Annotated in this window: 18 protein-coding genes; 9 read left to right on the forward strand and 9 right to left on the reverse strand. The window is 65.6% G+C overall.

Annotation, left to right across the window (positions count from 1 at the left end; genetic code table 11):
• Window positions 1-40: 40 nt before the first annotated feature.
• The 3 genes from ACZI8R_RS18875 to ACZI8R_RS18885 are packed head-to-tail and all read left to right on the forward strand — an operon-like array spanning window position 41 to window position 2,128.
• Complete coding sequence (locus tag ACZI8R_RS18875; RefSeq protein ID WP_463381188.1) at window positions 41-640, forward strand: lipid droplet-associated protein; 600 nt, start codon at window positions 41-43, stop codon at window positions 638-640.
• Complete coding sequence (xseA, locus tag ACZI8R_RS18880; protein WP_463381189.1) at window positions 637-1,893, forward strand: exodeoxyribonuclease VII large subunit; 1,257 nt, start codon at window positions 637-639, stop codon at window positions 1,891-1,893. Before ACZI8R_RS18875 ends, xseA begins: the two co-directional genes overlap by 4 nt.
• A gap of 4 nt (window positions 1,894-1,897) precedes the next feature.
• On the forward strand, window positions 1,898-2,128 hold the full coding sequence (locus tag ACZI8R_RS18885) for an exodeoxyribonuclease VII small subunit (protein WP_463381190.1): 231 nt from the start codon (window positions 1,898-1,900) through the stop codon (window positions 2,126-2,128).
• A gap of 51 nt (window positions 2,129-2,179) precedes the next feature.
• On the opposite strand, the gene ACZI8R_RS18890 is transcribed toward ACZI8R_RS18885, so the two are convergent.
• Window positions 2,180-2,740, reverse strand: coding sequence for a DUF4245 domain-containing protein (locus ACZI8R_RS18890; protein ID WP_463381191.1), 561 nt, complete (start codon window positions 2,738-2,740; stop codon window positions 2,180-2,182).
• A 164-nt stretch (window positions 2,741-2,904) separates the two neighbouring features.
• On the opposite strand from ACZI8R_RS18890, the gene glpX reads away from it, so the two are divergent.
• A complete protein-coding gene (gene glpX, locus ACZI8R_RS18895; RefSeq protein WP_463381192.1) occupies window positions 2,905-3,942 on the forward strand; it encodes a class II fructose-bisphosphatase in 1,038 nt (345 codons plus the stop codon).
• A gap of 113 nt (window positions 3,943-4,055) precedes the next feature.
• The gene (locus tag ACZI8R_RS18900; protein ID WP_463381193.1) at window positions 4,056-5,459 is read left to right on the forward strand and encodes a class II fumarate hydratase; all 1,404 of its coding nucleotides are present in this window, start codon (window positions 4,056-4,058) and stop codon (window positions 5,457-5,459) included.
• A 59-nt stretch (window positions 5,460-5,518) separates the two neighbouring features.
• Here ACZI8R_RS18900 and ACZI8R_RS18905 read toward each other — a convergent pair whose 3' ends face one another.
• A complete protein-coding gene (locus ACZI8R_RS18905; protein WP_463381194.1) occupies window positions 5,519-6,376 on the reverse strand; it encodes an acyl-ACP desaturase in 858 nt (285 codons plus the stop codon).
• 151 nt (window positions 6,377-6,527) lie between these two features.
• Here ACZI8R_RS18905 and ACZI8R_RS18910 point away from each other — a divergent pair, with 151 nt between their 5' ends.
• Together ACZI8R_RS18910 and ACZI8R_RS18915 are read left to right on the forward strand one after the other, a co-directional pair.
• Window positions 6,528-8,156, forward strand: coding sequence for a serine hydrolase (locus ACZI8R_RS18910; protein WP_463381228.1), 1,629 nt, complete (start codon window positions 6,528-6,530; stop codon window positions 8,154-8,156).
• Window positions 8,153-8,578: a limonene-1,2-epoxide hydrolase family protein gene (locus ACZI8R_RS18915; RefSeq protein WP_463381195.1), complete on the forward strand. Its 426-nt coding sequence runs from the start codon at window positions 8,153-8,155 to the stop codon at window positions 8,576-8,578. Before ACZI8R_RS18910 ends, ACZI8R_RS18915 begins: the two co-directional genes overlap by 4 nt.
• A 52-nt stretch (window positions 8,579-8,630) precedes the next feature.
• On the opposite strand, the gene ACZI8R_RS18920 is transcribed toward ACZI8R_RS18915, so the two are convergent.
• From ACZI8R_RS18920 to ACZI8R_RS18935, 4 genes are all read right to left on the reverse strand, one after another.
• Window positions 8,631-9,248: an LGFP repeat-containing protein gene (locus tag ACZI8R_RS18920; protein WP_463381196.1), complete on the reverse strand. Its 618-nt coding sequence runs from the start codon at window positions 9,246-9,248 to the stop codon at window positions 8,631-8,633.
• 249 nt (window positions 9,249-9,497) lie between these two features.
• On the reverse strand, window positions 9,498-10,859 hold the full coding sequence (locus ACZI8R_RS18925; RefSeq protein ID WP_463381197.1) for an RNA 5'-3' helicase PhoH2: 1,362 nt from the start codon (window positions 10,857-10,859) through the stop codon (window positions 9,498-9,500).
• Window positions 10,860-11,162: 303 nt separating this feature from the next.
• Complete coding sequence (gene glyA / locus ACZI8R_RS18930) at window positions 11,163-12,458, reverse strand: serine hydroxymethyltransferase (protein ID WP_463381198.1); 1,296 nt, start codon at window positions 12,456-12,458, stop codon at window positions 11,163-11,165.
• A gap of 92 nt (window positions 12,459-12,550) precedes the next feature.
• Window positions 12,551-13,750, reverse strand: a complete 1,200-nt coding sequence (locus ACZI8R_RS18935; RefSeq protein ID WP_463381199.1) for a DUF885 domain-containing protein — start codon at window positions 13,748-13,750, stop codon at window positions 12,551-12,553.
• A gap of 160 nt (window positions 13,751-13,910) precedes the next feature.
• On the opposite strand from ACZI8R_RS18935, the gene coaA reads away from it, so the two are divergent.
• Window positions 13,911-14,843: a type I pantothenate kinase gene (gene coaA / locus ACZI8R_RS18940; RefSeq protein WP_463381200.1), complete on the forward strand. Its 933-nt coding sequence runs from the start codon at window positions 13,911-13,913 to the stop codon at window positions 14,841-14,843.
• Between the two features lie 30 nt (window positions 14,844-14,873).
• Here coaA and ACZI8R_RS18945 read toward each other — a convergent pair whose 3' ends face one another.
• Complete coding sequence (locus ACZI8R_RS18945) at window positions 14,874-15,641, reverse strand: isoprenyl transferase (protein WP_463381201.1); 768 nt, start codon at window positions 15,639-15,641, stop codon at window positions 14,874-14,876.
• A gap of 106 nt (window positions 15,642-15,747) precedes the next feature.
• Between ACZI8R_RS18945 and trhA the strand changes: the two genes are divergently transcribed.
• Complete coding sequence (gene trhA / locus ACZI8R_RS18950) at window positions 15,748-16,431, forward strand: PAQR family membrane homeostasis protein TrhA (RefSeq protein ID WP_463381202.1); 684 nt, start codon at window positions 15,748-15,750, stop codon at window positions 16,429-16,431.
• Between the two features lie 6 nt (window positions 16,432-16,437).
• Here trhA and ACZI8R_RS18955 read toward each other — a convergent pair whose 3' ends face one another.
• Both ACZI8R_RS18955 and ACZI8R_RS18960 read right to left on the reverse strand, forming a co-directional pair.
• On the reverse strand, window positions 16,438-18,438 hold the full coding sequence (locus tag ACZI8R_RS18955) for a thioredoxin domain-containing protein (RefSeq protein WP_463381203.1): 2,001 nt from the start codon (window positions 18,436-18,438) through the stop codon (window positions 16,438-16,440).
• Window positions 18,439-18,600: 162 nt separating this feature from the next.
• Window positions 18,601-19,527, reverse strand: coding sequence for a LysR family transcriptional regulator (locus ACZI8R_RS18960; protein ID WP_463381204.1), 927 nt, complete (start codon window positions 19,525-19,527; stop codon window positions 18,601-18,603).
• Window positions 19,528-19,562 lie beyond the last annotated feature (35 nt).

Raw genomic sequence — 19,562 nt, forward strand, 5'->3', positions numbered from 1 at the left:
TCGGCTACCAATATCGGAGTGATTCAGGCAGGCTGTGGGCATGATTCGTCCACCGTTTGCTGCGCGTGTCGCTGCCGGAATCGCCGTCACAGCCGTCGAGGAAGCCCGCAGGCTTCCGACAACCGCCGTGACTCTGCCCATGACCGCGGTCAGTCAGTTCCTGCAGACCACGATGCGCGTGCAGCAGTCGATGACGACGCTTGCCATCAAGGGTGATCAGGCCTTTGCGCTCGTCAATTGGACGCACGACGAGGAACAGCCGGAGTGGGCATCGTTCGACGAAGACGAGACCGCGCCCGTCTCGGCACCCGAGCCCGAGGATCGCGCCGGCGGTCAGGGTCGATTCGCTCTGTATTCACTGGGTCCCGATGACGCGCCTGCACCAGCCACCGACGGCGCCGCCACCAACGGCACGAAGCCCAAGGTCGCTGCCGCTCCAAAGCCCGCCGCGGTGGCCGAGCCGGAGATCGCAACCTACCTCGATTACGGAACGCTGACGCTGGCTCAGCTTCGGGCGCGCTTGCGGAATCTGTCCGTGGACGATCTGTCCACCTTGTTGGAATACGAGAACGCCACACAGAACCGCGCACCGTTCCAGACGATGCTCACCAACCGGATCACCAGCGCCAAGGCCAAGTGACCTCCGCTCAGCCCCGATCGGCAACCTCCGCGGCCAGCACGGCCGAACAACCGTGGCCGGTCCGCACGGTGTCGATGAAGGTCGCCCAATGGATCGACCGTCTCGGCAGTGTTTGGGTCGAGGGGCAGTTGACCCAGATCAACGCCCGTCCCGGCACGCGGACCGCGTTTCTGGTTCTCCGCGATCCTTCCGCGGACATGTCGCTGTCCGTGACGTGTTCGCCCCAGATGTTGCAGAACTCGCCGGTGCCGCTGACCGAAGGTAGCCGGGTCGTCGTCAATGGAAAGCTCTCGTTCTACACGGGCCGCGGCACGCTTTCCTTGCGTGCCACCGAGATTCGGGCCGTCGGGGTCGGTGAACTCCTCGCCCGCATCGAACGCCTGCGGGCCCTGCTCGCGGCCGAAGGGCTGTTCGATCCACGACTGAAGCGTCCGTTGCCGTTCCTTCCGGGCACCGTCGGCCTCATCACCGGCCGTGCGAGCGCTGCGGAGCGGGACGTGCTCAGCGTGGCCCAGCGTCGCTGGCCGGCCGTTCGCTTCGAAATACGTAACACCCCTGTCCAGGGAGCGACTGCGGTTCCTCAGATCCTCGAGGCGCTGAAGGAACTCGATGCCGACCCGCACGTCGACGTCATCGTCCTCGCGCGCGGCGGTGGCAGCGTCGAAGACCTTCTCCCCTTCTCCGACGAGGCGCTGTGCCGCGCGATCGTCGCCGCCCGGACGCCGATCGTGAGCGCCATCGGTCACGAGCCGGACAGCCCGCTGTCCGATCACGTCGCCGACCTGCGCGCGGCCACCCCGACCGACGCCGCGAAGCACGTCGTTCCGGATGCGGTAGCCGAGCAGGCACTCGTCTCGGAACTGAAGACGCGCAGTGCTGCCGCCCTGCGTAGCTGGGTGCGACGTGAAGCGCACTTCGTCGACCAGCTACGGAGTCGGCCGGTCCTGGCGTCGCCGTGGCGCGCCCTCGACGAACGCGCCGACCACGTCGATCAACTCCGCAGTGCCGGAAGGCGCGACGTCTCGCGGGCGATCGCCGCCGAGACCACCACCATCGAACATCTGCGGGCCCGTCTCACCACACTCGGACCCGCCGCAACCCTGGCGCGCGGCTATTCCGTCGTGCAGCGCATGGTTCCCGACGGGGACCCCGAAGTGCTGCGCTCGGTGGACGATGCCCCGCCTGGAACACAGATCCGTGTGCGAGTAGCCGACGGCGCCGTACGCGCCGCGGTGATGGGAAAGGACAAATAGACCGATGAGCGAAGAGAACGACACCCCCACCCCCGTGTCCGAGCTCGGTTACGAGGCGGCTCGTGACGAACTGGTGGACGTCGTGAAGATCCTCGAGCAGGGCGGACTCGACCTCGACGCGTCACTGTCCCTCTGGGAACGCGGGGAGGCCCTCGCGAAACGGTGCGAAGAACACCTCGAAGGTGCCCGGACTCGCGTCGAGAAGGCAATCGCACACGCCGACGAAGGCGACTGACACCTGTGCGTGGTCGACGAGTCTCCGGACTCGCCGACCGCTCACGTGACGCTAGCCCTCCAGCGGCTCCGCTACCCCGACTGCGGCGGCGAGCTCCCGGAACTCCTCGTCCGATCCGCTACCCGTCACCGCGATGCGGGTCTGCGTGAAGTCGGACACCCAGATCGGTTCGACACCTTCCCCGCTGTAAAGGACCCAGGTGTGGCCGCCGACGTCCTCGCTACCGGTTGCGGTGCGCGGCTCCCCCGCGATGAAGGTCACCAGCGCTGTTTCTTCGGCGTCGGTCTGGGTCAGCTGTACATACCTGCCGGGCTCGGTGATGAAACCCACCGTGCTCGAATCGCCACCACTGATGATGGCGCGGCTACCGGAGTTGGGCGTCCAGCCTTCCGGGATCTCGGGATGCCGGATCGGAAAGCCGAGTTCGCTTGCGTCGTACTTCAGCGCCGCATCGACATCGAAGCTCGGGATCGGTCCGCTCGTCGGCCCACCAGGGCTGAACGAGCACTGACTCGCGATTCCCGCGATGATCACACAGAACAGCACGAGCGGCACGAGTGACCACACCATGTCGCGGTTGTTGTGCAGAATGCGGGGTTTTTCAGATGCCACGCGTACCAGTATCCAGGGTGGGCACCGGTCCGACGATTCTCGGTCCTGTGAAATGTGACCCAGCAGCAAGTGGCGCGCCCGTTTCTGGGACAATCTTCGAAGAATTCCATCCGAAACGGCCGATCACCTTCGGCCGACCGTGACTTCAGCAGGAGGCACCGCCCATGACGGCCAGCACGTCGAGTCGCCGCGAGATTCCCGACCGTAACCTCGCTCTCGAGCTGGCCCGGGTGACCGAGGCGGGCGCGATGGCCGCCGGTCGCTGGGTAGGCCGCGGCGACAAGGAAGGCGGCGACGGCGCGGCCGTCGACGCCATGCGCAAGCTCGTGCACAGCGTCTCGATGCGCGGCGTCGTCGTGATCGGTGAGGGCGAGAAGGACGAAGCCCCCATGCTGTTCAACGGCGAAGAGGTCGGCAACGGCGACGGACCCGACTGCGACTTCGCAGTCGACCCCGTCGACGGCACCACCCTGATGTCCAAGGGCATGCCGAACGCGATCTCGGTTCTGGCCGTGGCCGAGCGGGGCGCGATGTTCGATCCTTCCGCCGTCTTCTACATGGAGAAGATCGCGGTGGGCCCCGAGGCCGCCGACGTGGTCGACATCACCGCACCGGTGTCCGAGAACATCAAGCGAGTCGCCAAGGTTCGCAAGGCCTCCGTCTCAGACGTGACGGTGTGCATCCTCGATCGCCCGCGTCACGCCGAGCTGATTCAGCAGGTTCGTGAGACCGGCGCACGTATCCGTCTGATCTCCGACGGCGACGTCGCGGGTGCGATCGCCGCTGCACGACCGGAATCGGGCACCGACATGCTGATCGGTATCGGCGGCACCCCCGAAGGCATCATCGCCGCTGCTGCGATGCGTTGCATGGGCGGCTCGCTGCAGGGTCGTCTCGCACCGACCGACGACGCCGAACGCCAGAAGGCGATCGATGCCGGCCACGATCTCGATCGGGTCCTGACCACGGAGGACCTCGTCTCCGGCGAGAACGTCTTCTTCGCCGCCACCGGTGTCACCGACGGTGACCTTCTGCGCGGCGTGCGCTACTACGGCGGCGGCGCCGCGACGCAGTCCATCGTGATGCGGTCGAAGTCCGGCACCGTTCGCATGATCGACGCGTACCACCGCCTCGAGAAGCTGCGCGAGTACTCCACCGTCGATTTCGACGGTGACGACAGTTCGGCACCGCCGACCTTCTGACAGACCCCCTCCGATACACCGCAGAAAGCGCCTGCCACCGATGATCGACCGTCGGCGGCGGGCGCTTTCTCGTAGGTCCCCACGCAGCCGCCGTTGGTGGCATCCTCGAATCCATGGGTGACAACAACGAACAGCAGTACCGGATCGAACACGACACGATGGGCGACGTTCGGGTGCCCGTCGACGCATTGTGGCGCGCGCAGACGCAACGCGCCGTGGAGAACTTCCCGATCAGTGGACGCCCGTTGGAACGCACCCAGATTCGGGCGATGGGCCTGCTGAAGGCCGCGTGTGCCAAGGTCAACCGTGACCTCGGGTTGCTCGACGACGAGCGAGCGGATGCGATCATCGCCGCAGCGAACGAGATCGCCGAGGGCGCACACGACGACCAGTTCCCCATCGACGTCTTCCAGACCGGCTCGGGCACCAGTTCCAACATGAACGCCAACGAGGTCATCGCGTCCATCGCGAAGAGCAAAGGCGTGGACGTGCATCCGAACGACCACGTCAACATGTCGCAGTCGTCGAACGACACCTTCCCCACCGCTACTCACGTCGCCGCCACCGAAGCTGCGGTCACGACGTTGATCCCGGCACTCGACCATCTGCGGCTCGCTCTGTCGGACAAGGCGCAGGAGTGGCGCACGGTGGTCAAATCGGGTCGCACGCACCTGATGGACGCCGTTCCCGTCACCTTGGGGCAGGAGTTCGGCGGGTACGCCCGCCAGGTCGAAGCGGGGATCGAGCGGGTCCGGGCCGTGCTGCCGCGCCTCGGCGAGCTACCCATCGGCGGTACCGCAGTGGGCACCGGACTGAACGCACCGGACGGATTCGGCCCGAAGGTGGTTGCCGCGCTGGTCGAATCGACCGGCGTCGATTCGTTGGTGCCCGCGACCGACAGCTTCGAGGCTCAAGCAGCCCGCGACGGCCTCGTGGAGGCGTCCGGCGCTCTCCGCACCATCGCGATATCGCTGACGAAGATCGCCAACGACGTCCGATGGATGGGCTCCGGCCCACTGACGGGGCTCGGCGAAATCCAACTCCCCGATCTGCAGCCCGGCTCGTCCATCATGCCCGGCAAGGTGAATCCCGTTCTACCGGAAGCGGTTACGCAGGTCGCAGCGCAGGTTGTCGGCAACGACGCCGCAGTCGCGTGGGGCGGCGGAGGCGGCGCCTTCGAGCTCAATGTGTACATCCCGATGATGGCGAGAAACGTGCTCGAATCGTTCACGTTGCTGGCGAACGTGTCCCGCCTGTTCGCCGATCGCTGCATCGCCGGGTTGGTCGCCGACGAGGAACACCTGAAGACCCTTGCGGAGTCGTCGCCGTCCATCGTGACGCCACTCAACTCGGCGATCGGCTACGAAGAGGCCGCGGCAGTCGCCAAGGAGGCATTGAAGGAGAAGAAGACCATCCGTCAGACAGTCGTCGACCGCGGCCTGGTGGGAGACGGACTCACCGAGGAAGAACTCGACAAGCGGCTCGATGTTCTCGCGATGGCCAAGGTTCGTAAGTAGACCGATCGGAGCCGCGGGCCGGATGTCCGGCCTGCGGCTCCGATCAGATCAATACTGGATCAGAGCAGTGCGGCGAGCTTCTGGCGCGCCTTCTCGGCCTCGTCGCCGAGTCCGGTCCGCTCCGACACCTTCCACTCACGCAGGAGCGGCGCGAACACGTCCTCGTTCTGACGAGCCGGATCGTAGATCCCGGCTTCGGCGAGGCGAGTCGTGCTGTCCGAGCCGTCGATGAAGTCGACGCGCGGAACCTCGAACCTGTCGACGGCGGACGCCACGGCGATCATGGTCTGATCGGGAGCGATGCCGAACGCGGCGGCGACGAGATTGCTGTAGAAGGTGGCCTGCAGTTCGTCGTCCTTCGCGATGCGGTCGGTGATCGTGGCGACCAACGGATCCGAACCGAGCCGGACAGTGTTGCGGTGGCGGACTGCCGCTGCGGCCTCGTCGAACGCAGAGTGAGCGAGCATCTCGGCGAGGTGCATCGGCGGCACGTCGAATCCGGTGACCATGTGCTTCATCCGGTCGCGTTCGAGCGCGACGGGGTCGACTGCACGCGTCAGGACCAGGTAATCGCGCAACACGATCGACTGGCGGTTCTCCTCCGCCGTCCAGCGACCGACCCAGGTCCACCAGGGGCCGACCAAGCCGAATGCGTGGGCGAGCTCGCGGTGATGGCTCGGCATGTTGTCGGCGATCAGGACGCTGACTGTGAGCGCGATGGCCTCGACGTCGCTGAGCTTCGACTGATCTGCGGACCAGTCCTCGCCGCCCATGAACGCGAAGTTGCGGCCACTGTCCCACGGCACGAAGTCGTGCGGCTGCCACCCGTCGGCGGCAGCGATGTGCCGGTCCAGGTTCTCCTGCACCACGGGTGCAAGCTCGCTGAGCAACTGTGAGTCGTTGATGTCGGTCGGCATTCGCACACCGTAGCGGTCCGAAGTGTCCTGGAGGAGACCCAGGTCGCACAAAATTGTTGTGCGCCCGAAAACGCCCAGGTCAATCGCACCGGGTCGATAGTCTGAAAGAGCCGGGCGCAACCGTGCGCCGACCGAAAGCTCAGGTCCCATGATGCGTACGAACCGCACGATCCCTCATATTTTCTGCGCGCTCGCCCTCACCGGAACGCTCGTGGCCGCGGGATGCACTTCAGACGACTCCACTCCGGACGCGTCGGAAGACACCAGCCAAGCCCCGGACGACAACGAAGCGGAGCCGCCGGCCGACCCCGGAACAGTCGCCGGTGTGGACATCCCGCCCGGGCAGATCGACGATGCCGTGTCGCAACTCGACGGGCTGATCTACACACTCATGACCGATTCCGGCGTGCCGGGCATGTCCGTGGCCGTGGTGCACGACGGCCAGACCGTCTATGCGAAAGGTTTCGGCGTCCGGGAGGAAGGGTCGGATCAGAAGGTGGACGCCGACACGGTCTTCCCGCTGGCCTCGTTGTCGAAGTCGGTGGGTGCCACCGTCGTGGCGCACGAGGTCGGCGCAGGCACCGTCTCCTGGGACACCCCGGTCGACCAGCACCTGCCGTGGTTCGCGTTGAACGACCCGTGGGTGACCGATCACCTCACCATCGCCGATATGTACACGCATCGCTCGGGGCTGCCTGATCATGCGGGCGACCGACTCGAGGACCTGGGATACGACAGACGGCAGGTCCTCGAGCGGCTCCGACTCCTCCCCCTGGCCCCTTTCCGAAGTACCTACGAATACACCAACTTCGGTGTCACCGCGGCCGCCGAGTCGGTCGCTGCGGCGGCCGGGAAAGATTGGGCGACGCTGTCGAACGACGTCCTGTACGCGCCACTCGGAATGAACGACACCAGCTCCCGTTTCACCGACTACGAGGCTCGGCTGAATCGCGCCGTCGAACATCAGATCGTCGACGGCAAGTACGTGCACGACGCGGTCCGCCAGCCCGACGCACAATCGCCTGCCGGCGGCGTGAGTTCGTCTGCAAACGACATGACCGCCTGGCTCGAGATGCTGCTCGGCGGCGGGACTGTCGACGGTCGCGCAATCGTGGACGCAGAAGCGCTCGTTCCTGCCATCACGCCGCAGATCGTCTCGAGTCCGGCAGCCACTCCCGATTCACGTGCCGGAACCTATGGCTACGGTTTCAACGTCTCGGCGAGCCCGGCAGGACGCACCACCATCAGTCACTCGGGAGCCTTCCAGTTGGGAGCGGCCACCAACTTCGTGGCGATTCCGTCGGCCGACGTCGCGATCGTCGCTCTGACCAACGGGTCGCCGACCGGAGTCCCCGAGACCCTCACCGCCGAGTTCGCAGATCTCGTCCAGTTCGGCGAGGTCCGCGAGGACTGGGCGAACATCTACAAGAACGCATTCGCGTCGATGAGCGACCCGGAGGGCGAGCTGGCCGGTCAGCAGCCACCGACTGCGCCCGCCCCTGCCCAGCCCGCGGACACGTACGCCGGGGCATACGAGAACCCCTACTGGGGACCGGCGCGGGTGGAGAACGACGCAGGGCGGCTCTATCTGATCATCGGGCCCGATGCCGAGCGCCGCCCCCTCGATCATTGGGACGGTGACACATTCACCTTTACGATTTCGGACGAGAATGCCCCGCCCGGGACCGTATCGAAAGCCACATTCGCGGGAAACTCTGTCACCCTCGAGTATTTCGACGAAGACGGACTCGGCCGGTTCGAACGAGGAGGACGTCCGTGAATGGCGCCGAACAGAATCGACCGACGGAATCCACGTCCATCGCCGTGGTTCGCGACTTTCTGTCGTCGCTGCAATCCGGCGACATAGATACGGCTGTGACCCACCTCCACCCCGCAATCGTGTGGCACAACGTATCCATACCGAAAATTGTGGGCATACCGCGAGTTAATCGAATCCTGCACGGCATGGAGCGCTACGACATCGGGTTCGAGGCCCGACTGCACCACATCGCCGGCGACGATCACGCCGTATTCACCGAGCGCACCGACGTTCTGACGTGGCGTCGATTTCGGATGGCGTTCTGGGTGTGCGGGACGTTCGAGATCGAGGACGGCCGGATAGCCGTATGGCGGGACTACTTCAGCGCGAAGAACATCGCGTGGGCGATGCTGGTCGGGCTGGCCCGAAGCGCACGCCCCTGAAACAAGAAACCGGGTGCGCCGCACGTAGCGGCACACCCGGTTTCGAGGAACTCTACTTGCTGACGACCTCGGTCTGGTCGTCGATGAACGTGATCGAACCGTTCGCGAAGTCGCTGCCGAGTCCACCCTCGATCGGGTGCTCGTCGCTCGTCGGGTAGCCGAGTTCGCCACCTGCGCCGCCGCCCTCGGTGTAGGTCTCGAGGATGCGTCCCTGAACGACGTGGGCCTGAGTGCCCTCGCTCCAGAAGATCGTGCCGCCCTCGAACGGGATCGACTTGCCGCCCTCGGGACCCTCTTCCTCACCAGCGGTCGGTGCGCCGAGGTAGCCCGTGGGTCCACCCAGCTCGTTGTACTTCGCTGCGAGGTCGCCACTGACGGTCACTTCTTCGCCACCGGCAGTCGGGATCTTGGTTTCGCCTGCGGCGCCGGCCTCGCCCTCTGCGCCGGCTTCGCCCGCTGCTCCACCTTCGGCACCGGCTTCACCGGAGGCGCCGGCCTCGCCGGACGCGCCTTCCTCGCCCGTTCCGTTGGCTGCGCTCTCGGCCTGGCTGGTGACGCTGTTGACTGCGTCCTTCGCCGAGGAATCATCATCGCCACAGCCCACGAGGACCAGCCCTCCGAGCGCAACTGCTGCGGCCAGACCGGTGGTTCGGCGTGTGATTCGGTTCATCGTAAGCCCCTACTCCTTCAGACAGACAGCTTCTGGCAATTGCCGTATGAGCCTAACCCCATGTTTGCGTCAATTGTCAAAGTTGATGCAATCGGATGGCACAAATACTTCGCGAAAATATCCCCGAACTGGGTCTGTCACAGTTCAATATCAATCGCCGACACCCAATCCTCACCTGCACGAACGAATGTCACACCCGTTCGGCTGAGCCGAACGGGTGTGACATTGGTCAGGGGTGGAGCAGGTGAATCACTCGGTCGGGCCGAACTCCTCCAGCATTTCCGTCACCAATGCGGCAATGGGTGAACGTTCACTCCGAGTCAATGTGATGTGCGCGAAAAGCGGGTGGCCCTTCAGCTTTTCGATTACTGCCGCAACACCGTCGTGTCGTCCGACTCGCAGATTGTCGCGCTGCGCCACGTCGTGCGTGAGTACCACCCGGGATCCGTTTCCGAGCCGAGAGAGGACGGTCAGCAATACATTTCGTTCCAGCGACTGCGCCTCGTCGACGATGACGAACGAGTCGTGCAGCGAACGCCCGCGAATGTGCGTGAGAGGCAGGACCTCCAGCATGCCGCGGCTGATCACCTCGTCCATCACTTCCGAGCTCGCCAGCCCGTCGAGCGTGTCGAATACGGCCTGGGCCCATGGCCCCATCTTCTCGCTCTCGCTGCCCGGCAGGTATCCGAGCTCCTGCCCACCGACTGCATACAGCGGACGGAAAACGACCACCTTGCGCTGAGTTCGCCGCTCCAGCACCGCCTCGAGGCCTGCCGTCAATGCCAGCGCGGATTTACCCGTACCGGCCTTGCCGCCGAGGGACACGATTCCGACACTGTCGTCGAGCAGCAGATCGAGAGCGATTCGCTGCTCGGCAGAACGCCCGTGCAGACCGAATGCCTCACGCTCGCCGCGTACCAGCTGCACTCGCTTGTCGGCCGTGACCCTGCCGAGCGCACTCGATGTTCCGCCGAGAAGCCGAACACCGGTGTTGCACGGCAATTCTCGCGCATTGTCGATGTCCACGGATCCGTCGCGAAACAGGTCGTCGATGTCGTTCGGCGCCACATCCAGTTCGGACATTCCCGTCCACCCCGACGGCACCACGTCGTGCGCGTGATACTCGTCTGCGGGCAGACCGACAGCGCCGGCCTTCACACGCAGCGGGATGTCCTTGCTGACGAGGACGACATCGGCGCCCTCGGCCGCGAAGTTCAAGGCACAGGCGAGAATCCGAGAGTCGTTGCTGTCGCTGCGGAACCCGACCGGCAACACCGAAGGATCGGTGTGATTCAGCTCGACCTGCAGTGTCCCGTCCTCGGTGCCGATGGGGACGGCTTGATCGAGGCGCCCGTACTGGATTCGTAGATCGTCGAGCATCCGAAGGGCCTCGCGGGCGAACCATCCGAGCTCGTGATGGTGCCGTTTGCCTTCGAGTTCGCTGATGACGACCAGCGGCAACACCACACGATGTTCGGCGAAGCGGGTGACGGCCCAGGGGTCGGACAACAGGACGGACGTGTCGAGAACATACGTCCGCACCGTCGCGGGCTTCGATGAAGTGGATGTCGAGCGTCCGGTACGTGAAGGGACGGAGCGTGTAGCAGTCACGTGAGGCTCCTAGGTCGCCGCGGCACCCGCGTCGACTCGGTTCGCTGGACCGGTCCGTCCCTGGTGTCAGATGACACGAGGGCCGGGTGCCGGCCCCCTCGCACTGAGTTCGTCAGTCACGATCAGGACCTCCCGTACAAGCAACTTCCCCGCTGCTCGTTACTGCCGACGGTACTGCGGTTCACCCCTTCGAGCCGCCCCTGTGATGGGCGTGTCGGTGAACATCCGGTAAAGGGCGGTGCGCCTCGTGAGTGGTCTGCGAGTCCAGAGACTCGCACACCACTCACGGGGCGCGGAGCGCCCCTAGACCAGGCGCCAGTCCTCGAGCCCGTCGTACAGCGGGAAGTCGAGGGCCAGCTTCGACACACGAGCCCGCAGCGACGCGGCATCGGCGGTGCCGGCAAGTGCGGCGGCGATGACGTCCGCAACCTCGGTGAACTCGGCATCGCCGAATCCACGCGAGGCGAGGGCGGCCGTGCCGATCCGCAGACCGGACGTGACCATCGGGGGACGCGGGTCGAACGGCACCGCGTTGCGGTTGACGGTAATGCCGACCTCGTGCAGAAGGTCCTCCCCCTGCTGGCCGTCGAGCTGCGAGTTACGCAGGTCGACCAGCACCAGGTGTACGTCGGTTCCGCCGGTGAGCACGCTGACGCCCTTTTCCGCCACGTCGGGGTCGGTAAGTCGCTCGGCGAGGATCTTGGCACCGGACAGGGTGCGTGCCTGACGCTCCTTGAACTCCTCGGTGCCTGCGATCTTCAGCGATACGGCCTTGGCCGCGATCACGTGCATGAGCGGGCCGCCCTGCTGCCCGGGGAACACCGCGGAGTTGATCTTCTTCGCCCACTCCTTCTTGGCGAGGATCAAACCGGAGCGGGGGCCACCCAGCGTCTTGTGAACGGTGGTGGACACGACGTCCGCGTACGGCACGGGCGACGGATGCAGACCTGCTGCCACCAGCCCGGCGAAGTGCGCCATGTCGACCCACAGGTATGCGCCCACCTCGTCGGCGATGGAGCGGAACTCGGCGAAGTCCTCCTGGCGCGGGTACGCGGACCAACCGGCAACGATGACCTTGGGCTTCTCTGCCACCGCGATACGACGAACCTCGTCCATGTCGACGCGGTGGTCTTCCTTGCTCACCCCGTAGGACGCGACGTCGTAGAGCTTGCCGGAGAAGTTCAGCTTCATGCCGTGGGTGAGGTGGCCACCGTGCGCCAGATCGAGGCCGAGGAGCTTCTCTCCCGGGTTCATGAGTGCCATCAGCACAGCTGCGTTCGCCTGCGCACCCGAGTGCGGCTGAACGTTCGCGAACTCGGCACCGAACAGTTCCTTCGCACGCTCGCGCGCAAGGTCCTCGATGACGTCCACATGCTCGCAGCCGCCGTAGTAGCGACGACCGGGGTAGCCCTCGGCATACTTGTTGGTGAGCACGCTGCCCTGGGCCTGCAGCACCGCACGCGGAACGAAGTTCTCGGAGGCGATCATCTCGAGGGTGTCACGCTGACGGGCCAGTTCGCCTGCCATCGCCGCGGCCACCTCGGGGTCGAGTTCGGCGAGCGGGGTGTTGTTCACATCGGAACCGGGCGCAGCTGTCATCGACGTTTCTCCAAGCTGGGTGCGAAAATGGATGCACCCAGTCTACGAACCCGAGGGTCTCCTCGTGTACCCACCCGTTCGGCAGGCGCCGGTCACACTCCTGTTCGCAGAGTGGTCGGCACGAGCGGCTCGTCCAGAAGTCGGCCGAAACGTTCCGAACGGGCGAGCCCGACAGGCACTTCGGCAAGCCAGCCGCCCAGCAGCCGATAGCCCTCGACGTAGGTGCTGGTGTACGCCCGCCACAGCGAGGACGACTGGAATCGCAGCATCTGCCGAGCCCGGTCCGGCGTGGCGAGGGTCCACCGCTGTAGGAAAGCTGCGACGTCGTCGTGACTGCGACCCTGATCGTGCAGCATGAGCGCCGAGTCCTGCCGCACGCCGAGGAGCCGACCCGACGCCGCCGAGAGGTTCTCGGCCTGTTCACCGTCGAAGCGCAAGCCCAGATCCGCGTAGATCTCCTGCGCCCACCGACCCCACCCGGGGCCGACGAGCGACTCGAGTGCGAGGTCGGCCAGGCCCTCCGCCATGAGGCATTGGGGCGTGTTGACCAGGAAGATGGTCTGCTCGAGCTGGCCCGCGCCGACCAGCCCGGCTTCTTTTCGGCAGTGCTCCGTGTGATGACCGGGATACGCCTCGTGGGCGATCAACCGGGGCAGATTCGCCATGTGTTGTTTCAGGTCGGAGTTGATGGCCACAGTCGACCGATAGTCGCCCAGGTAGTAGTTGAATCCCGACCACGGCTTGTCCCCCACGATCTCGTAGTCGACCACTTCCGACTCGGGCAGCGGGTACACGTCGCGAACGAGGTCGCGCAGAGCACTGGAGAAGGCTTCCACGCACTCGTGGAGCCGCTCGGGTGGGATCTCGTCCGCAGCGCGGTGAGCCTGGATTCGTTCGGCCAGCGGCCGCGAGCCGGGGAGAACCTCGGACATGGCGCGATGCGCCTCGCGGTAGTCGTCCTCGTCCCCGGGCTCGATGCGCACGTCGAAGTAGGCCTCCACCTCGTCGACGAAGCCGACGTCTTCGCCCGCGAACTTGCGACCGGAGCATTCGAGCGCCCGCAGATGCACGTCGACGAACGCAGCGCGCTCCTCGGGAAGATCGGTGGCGGTCAGTTCGCGCCGCAGTTCCGCGGCCCGCTTCGCCAGATCCCGAGGGTCCGGGCGCGGCGCGTTCTCCACCTGCCTGCGCAACTCCGGATCTCCGGTGAAGGCGTCGACGAACCCCTCCTCGATCCGATCGAATGCCAAACCGAGCAGCAGATATTCACGAACGAGACGATCCGGTTCCATAGGCTCCGACCTTATCGGGGGACACGCAACCGGGCCGCGGATACAGCCCCGACGACACCGCCACGTACGCGACAAAGCACAATCCGTTTATGCAACCGCAACTCGCGAGGACACGCATGCCACGCCTATTTCGGCCGGCCGACAAGCGTGAGCAGGTCTGATGGCGCGTTCGAGTGAGTCCAGCCCGTATGTGGAGTTCGACCGCAAGCAGTGGCGCACGCTGCGCAAATCGACCCCGCTGGTCCTGACCGAGGAAGAGCTCTACGGTCTACGCGGCTTGGGCGAGCAGATCGATCTCGAAGAAGTTGCCGAGGTCTACCTGCCACTGTCGCGTCTTATTCATTTGCAGGTCGCCGCCCGGCAGCGGTTGTTCGCGGCAACGGCGACCTTCCTCGGCGACACGCATCCCGACCGCCAGGTTCCATTCGTGATCGGCGTCGCGGGCAGTGTCGCGGTGGGCAAGTCGACCGCCGCCCGCGTGTTGCAGGCCCTCCTCGCGCGATGGGAACACCACCCGCGAGTGGACCTCGTGACGACGGACGGCTTCCTCTACTCCAGCAAGGAGCTGAACCGGCGCGGGATCATGCACCGAAAAGGCTTCCCCGAGAGCTACGACCGGCGCAAACTCCTCCGCTTCGTGACCGAAGTGAAGTCCGGCGCCGAAGAGGTGGCGGCCCCGGTCTACTCCCACGTTTCGTACGACGTCGTACCCGGCCAGTACCACTTGGTGCGTCAGCCCGACATTCTCATCATCGAGGGACTCAACGTCCTGCAGACCGGTCCTCGCCTGATGGTGTCGGACCTGTTCGACTTCTCCATCTACGTCGACGCCCGCATCGAGGACATCGAGAAGTGGTACGTGGAGCGGTTCCTCGCTCTGCGCGCGACGTCGTTCTCCGACCCCGACGCGCACTTCCACCATTACGCCGACCTATCCGACAAGGATTCTGCGATAGCGGCCAAAGACATCTGGAACAGCATCAACCGACCGAATCTGGTGGAGAACATCCTCCCCACGCGACCGAGGGCAACCCTGGTACTGCGCAAGGACGCCGATCATTCGATCAACAGGCTGCGTCTCCGCAAGCTCTGACGAAACGGGCCCCTTCAGACCCCGAACTTCTCAGACCCCGAAACGACGATGCCGCGCGGCGTAGTCACGCAAGGCACGAAGGAAGTCGACACGTCTGAACTCGGGCCAGTACGCCTCGGTGAACCAGATCTCGGAGTACGCGCTCTGCCACAGCAGGAATCCGGAGAGCCGCTGCTCACCCGATGTTCTGATCACCAGGTCGGGATCGGGCTGACCCGATGTGTACAGGTGACCGTCTATACCCTCCACGGTGATGGACCGAACCAACTCGTCACCGGTCAGTCCGGCGAGCAGCTTCTGGCTGAGCAGCGACTGCACGGCGTCGGCGATCTCTTGACGGCCGCCGTAGCCGACCGCGACGTTCACGTGGGTGCCGGTGCGCCCCTCGGTGCTCGCGGCGGCTTCTCGTAGTCGGCGCGCCTGCTCCGCGGGAAGCAGATCGAGGGCTCCGACGATTTTGACGCTCCAGTTCTTGTCGGAACCGGAGATCTCTTCGACGACGTCGGTGATGATCTCGAGAAGGGTGTCCAGCTCTTCCGGATCACGTCGGAGGTTCTCGGTGGACAGCAGATAGATGGTGGCCATCTGGACGCCGGCAGCATCGCACCACCCGAGGAGTTCGGCGATCTTCAACGCGCCCATGCGATGACCGTGACTGACGTCGGTGAAACCGTTCTCGCGAGCCCACCTGCGATTTCCGTCGCACATGACGGCGATGTGCCGAGGGTGCTGTAGTCCGTCGAGTCGACGAAGGAGCCGTCTCTCGTAAACGCTGTACAGCAGACTCCGTGCACTCACCGCGACATCACCATGAGACGAAAGACTACGCCGACGGAGTTCGGTCTCGGCGCTGACCGCTTCGCCGCGCTGGACACCGGCGCAACCTACGCTAGCGTAGGTTTCCATGACGACCTCAGGCACCGACGACTCCCTCGCCGACGCGTTGATACCTGTCAAACCGCGCCTGCGCGGATGGATACATCTGTGGGCCGTCGCCGTCGGGTCGATCGCCGGTGTCACCCTCACGATCGCCGCCGCCCAGGTGTCGGCGAAGGCCGCCATCGCCACGGCGATCTACGCCTCGACCGTGTGCGCGATGTTCGGCGTCAGTGCCGCCTACCACCGCATTCATTGGCACACCGCGGTGAGCCGAACACGCATGAAGCGCGCCGACCACTCGATGATCTTCCTGTTCATCGCCGGCAGTTACACCCCGTTCGGCCTGCTTGCCCTGCCGACCGCGACGGGTCGAGTGCTGTTGACCGTCGTGTGGGTCGGTGCGCTCTGCGGGGTCGCGTTGAAGATGGCCTGGCCGATGGCGCCGCGCTGGGTCGGAGTACCGCTGTACCTGATTCTTGGTTGGGCGATCGTCCCCGTCGCCCCGGAACTCACCCGCCAGGTGGGCTTCGCCCCGATGATCCTGTTGCTCGTGGGCGGCATTCTCTACAGCATCGGCGGGGTTCTCTATGCCGCCAAATGGCCCAACCCGTGGCCGCGCACCTTCGGCCACCACGAGTTCTTCCATGCCGCAACCGTGATCGCCGCGGTCTGCCATTTCGTCGCGGTATGCCTCGTGGTGTTCCGCTGAGTTCTGTCAGTTCCCGAGCAATCCCCTCAGTTCGTCCTCGGTCGTCACCGGGCGGTCACACACGAACCCCCGACAGACGTACGCGGCCGGGGCGCCGTCCACGAGCGGTCGGTCGGCGAGAAGTGGAGACGAATCCGGTTCTCCGACAACCACCACGGCCCCGCCCGGCGCCTCGCGCCGGGCGAGCGTAGCCAGGTCCTCGGAACCATCGGTCACGATCGCGACCTGCATCGGTCCCCGCACTGCGGCTTCCGCAACCGCCAGCCAGTGGCCGGCGGCACGCGGCGCACGATCGAACAGAACCGAGATACGCGCGAGCGCATTCTCCGCCGCACGTCCGAAGCGTTCCGCTGTGTCCGCGTCCGCCAGCACGCTCACCGTCAGCAGTGCCTCCGCCACGCTGGACGCACCCGACGGCGTCGCCCCGTCGACGGGATCCCGAGGGCGCGCGACGAGCGTCTCCGCATCGTCAGCGGTATCGAACCAACTGCCGGGTTCGCTCGGGTCCTCGAACCGGGCCAGGGCGTGATCGAGCAACTGTCGTGATTCCTGCAGCCAGTGCCCGTCCCCCGTGGCCTGATGCAACGCGGCGAGTCCCGTTGCCAGACATGCGTAATCCTCGAGCACGCCGACGGGTGCACCCACCTCACCGCCGAGCGAGGCGCGCCGCAAGCGGCCGTCGACTCTGTGGACCTCGAGCAACGTTCGCGCGCACGTCGCCGCCGCATCCACCCATTCGGGGCGCCCGAGCCCCGCACCCGCTTCGGCCAGGGCCGTCACCGCGAGTCCGTTCCATGCGGTGACCACCTTGTCGTCGCGGCCGGGCTGCGCCCGCGAACCACGACTCTCGAACAGCGCAGCGCTCACCCTGCGCCACCGGTCGCGGTCGGAGGGATCGTCGGGGAGCTGCAGCACCGAGGTGCCCTCCTCGAATGTGCCCGCGGCCGTGACCCCGAAGAGCGCCTCGGCCCACTCACCGTCCTCGCTACCGAGAACCTCTCCCAGTTGCGCTGGGGTCCAGACGTATGTCGAACCCTCGACGCCATCGGTGTCCGCGTCCAGAGCGGAAGCGAAGCAACCGTTTTCCGTTCGCAGATCCCGCAACAGGAAGGCCGCGGTCTCCTCCGTGACTCGCAATGCGAACTCCGAGCCGGTGCGGCGGGCCAGGTGCGCGTAGGAGCGCAGCAGCAGAGCATTGTCGTAGAGCATCTTCTCGAAGTGCGGTATCACCCACTCCGCGTCGACCGAGTATCTCGCGAACCCGCCGCCCAGCTGGTCGTAGATACCGCCGCGTGCCATCGCCGATGCCGCCCGTTCGACCACGGCCAGAGATTCCGCCGACCCGGTCCGCTCGTGGTTGCGAAGCAGCGCTTCCATCAAGGCCGCAGGCGGAAACTTCGGCGCTCCCCCGAATCCGCCGTGTGCGGTGTCCTCGTCGGCGATCAACGTGGCGGCCGCCGCATCGAGCAGGCCTGCGTCCAGCTTCGGACCACCTCCCGGCACACCACCCGCACTGCGTTCGAGTTCCGCGACTACCGACGATGCCGCCTGATTCACGTCTCCGCGTCGATCTCGCCACGTCCCCACGATCGCGTCGAGAAGCTGTGTGAACGAATGCATTCCCCCGCGAGGTTCCTTCGGGTAATACGTGCCGCAGTAGAAGGGCGCACCGTCCGGAGTGAGGAAACACGTCATGGGCCAACCACCCTGGCCGGTCATCGCAACGGTCGCGTTCATGTACACGGCGTCGATGTCGGGGCGTTCCTCACGATCCACCTTGACGCACACGAAGTTCTCGTTCATCAGTGCCGCAGTGGCCTCGTCCTCGAACGACTCGTGCGCCATGACGTGGCACCAGTGGCAGGCCGAGTACCCGACAGACAGCAGAATCGGCACGTCGCGTTCGCGCGCCTCGCGGGTCGCCTCCTCTCCCCACTGCTGCCAGTGCACCGGATTGTCGGCATGTTGCCTGAGATACGGCGAAGTGCTGTCGACGAGCTTGTTCACTGTGCCCCTTACAGAGTTGACACCACGAGCTTTCCCTCGAGTCTAGGGGCGTCTGCCGATCACATCCGGACCGAAGGTGGCCGACCAGGTGATCGACGCCGGCGGCGGCCTCTTCTTGGGCCCTCGCGTGTGACTCGGCGCCGAGAACAGGCAGGTCGTTCTTCACGCCGACGCAGCGGAACCGTCCTCCAGGCCGAGCTCACGGGCGGCCTCGGTCACAGCGCCCACCACCAACTGCAACGATGCTCGCACTTCGCCCCGCGTGCGGTGGGCGACCGATACCGTCCGAAAGAACTGATCGTCCAGGGGAACGATGTCGATTCCCGCAGGGAGCATGTTCAGGCCGAGATCCGACACCAAGGTGACCCCGAGGCCCGCTGCGACCATTGCCAACGCGGTGGCCTGTTCCCCCACCTCGTGGCGAATCTTGGGGTCGAAGCCTGCTGTGCGGCACGCCATACGCACCGCACGTCCGAAGTGTGAACGGGGGCCGGACAGGATCCATCGGAACTCGGTCAGGTCGGCGAGGGATACGGAACTGCCCTCGTAGGAATGCGGCGGCAGCGCGGCATGCATCTGCTCGACCGCGATGACCTGCCTCGTCAACTGAGGATCCCAGGGCATCGGATAGTTGGAATAGTCGATCACGAACGAGAAGTCGAGATCGCCGTCGCGCACCGCGCCGGCTGTGTCCTCGGGTGCCAGCTCCTTCGTCAGCACTTCGATGCCCGGTTGCTGCTCCGCCAGAATGTTCAACGCCCGAGGCAGCAAACCCGCAGCCACGGATGCCCACACCCCTGCGGTGAGAGTCGCGGACATCCCACCGCGCACCGCTTCGAGCGCGACACCCGCACGATCCACCGCACCGAGGATCTCCTCCGCGTGCTCCGCCAACACGATGCCGGCCTCCGTCAACACCACGCGCCGACCGCGCTTCTCGAAGAGTGTTGTGCCCGCGTCACGTTCGAGCAGGGCGAGTTGTTGCGACACTGCGGAAACGGTGTAGTTCAGCGCCTGCGCAGCAGCGGTGACCGTGCCGCGGCGTTCGAGCTCGCGCAGCAACTTCAGACGGTGCAGCGACAACTCCATATCTGCAGGATAAGCGCTGGTAACGGTCTGTGTAC

The sequence above is a fragment of the Rhodococcus huquni genome (genome assembly GCF_055231055.1).

Excerpts from the sequence above, each read along its gene's own strand:
- trhA (WP_463381202.1), top strand. The coding sequence starts at position 15,748 with ATGACGACCTCAGGCACCGACGACTCCCTCGCCGACGCGTTGATACCT.
- glyA (WP_463381198.1), bottom strand. The coding sequence starts at position 12,458 with ATGACAGCTGCGCCCGGTTCCGATGTGAACAACACCCCGCTCGCCGAA.
- glpX (WP_463381192.1), top strand. The coding sequence starts at position 2,905 with ATGACGGCCAGCACGTCGAGTCGCCGCGAGATTCCCGACCGTAACCTC.
- ACZI8R_RS18920 (WP_463381196.1), bottom strand. The coding sequence starts at position 9,248 with ATGAACCGAATCACACGCCGAACCACCGGTCTGGCCGCAGCAGTTGCG.
- ACZI8R_RS18875 (WP_463381188.1), top strand. The coding sequence starts at position 41 with ATGATTCGTCCACCGTTTGCTGCGCGTGTCGCTGCCGGAATCGCCGTC.
- ACZI8R_RS18885 (WP_463381190.1), top strand. The coding sequence starts at position 1,898 with ATGAGCGAAGAGAACGACACCCCCACCCCCGTGTCCGAGCTCGGTTAC.
- ACZI8R_RS18905 (WP_463381194.1), bottom strand. The coding sequence starts at position 6,376 with ATGCCGACCGACATCAACGACTCACAGTTGCTCAGCGAGCTTGCACCC.
- ACZI8R_RS18960 (WP_463381204.1), bottom strand. The coding sequence starts at position 19,527 with ATGGAGTTGTCGCTGCACCGTCTGAAGTTGCTGCGCGAGCTCGAACGC.
- ACZI8R_RS18935 (WP_463381199.1), bottom strand. The coding sequence starts at position 13,750 with ATGGAACCGGATCGTCTCGTTCGTGAATATCTGCTGCTCGGTTTGGCA.
- ACZI8R_RS18900 (WP_463381193.1), top strand. The coding sequence starts at position 4,056 with ATGGGTGACAACAACGAACAGCAGTACCGGATCGAACACGACACGATG.
- ACZI8R_RS18910 (WP_463381228.1), top strand. The coding sequence starts at position 6,528 with ATGCGTACGAACCGCACGATCCCTCATATTTTCTGCGCGCTCGCCCTC.
- coaA (WP_463381200.1), top strand. The coding sequence starts at position 13,911 with ATGGCGCGTTCGAGTGAGTCCAGCCCGTATGTGGAGTTCGACCGCAAG.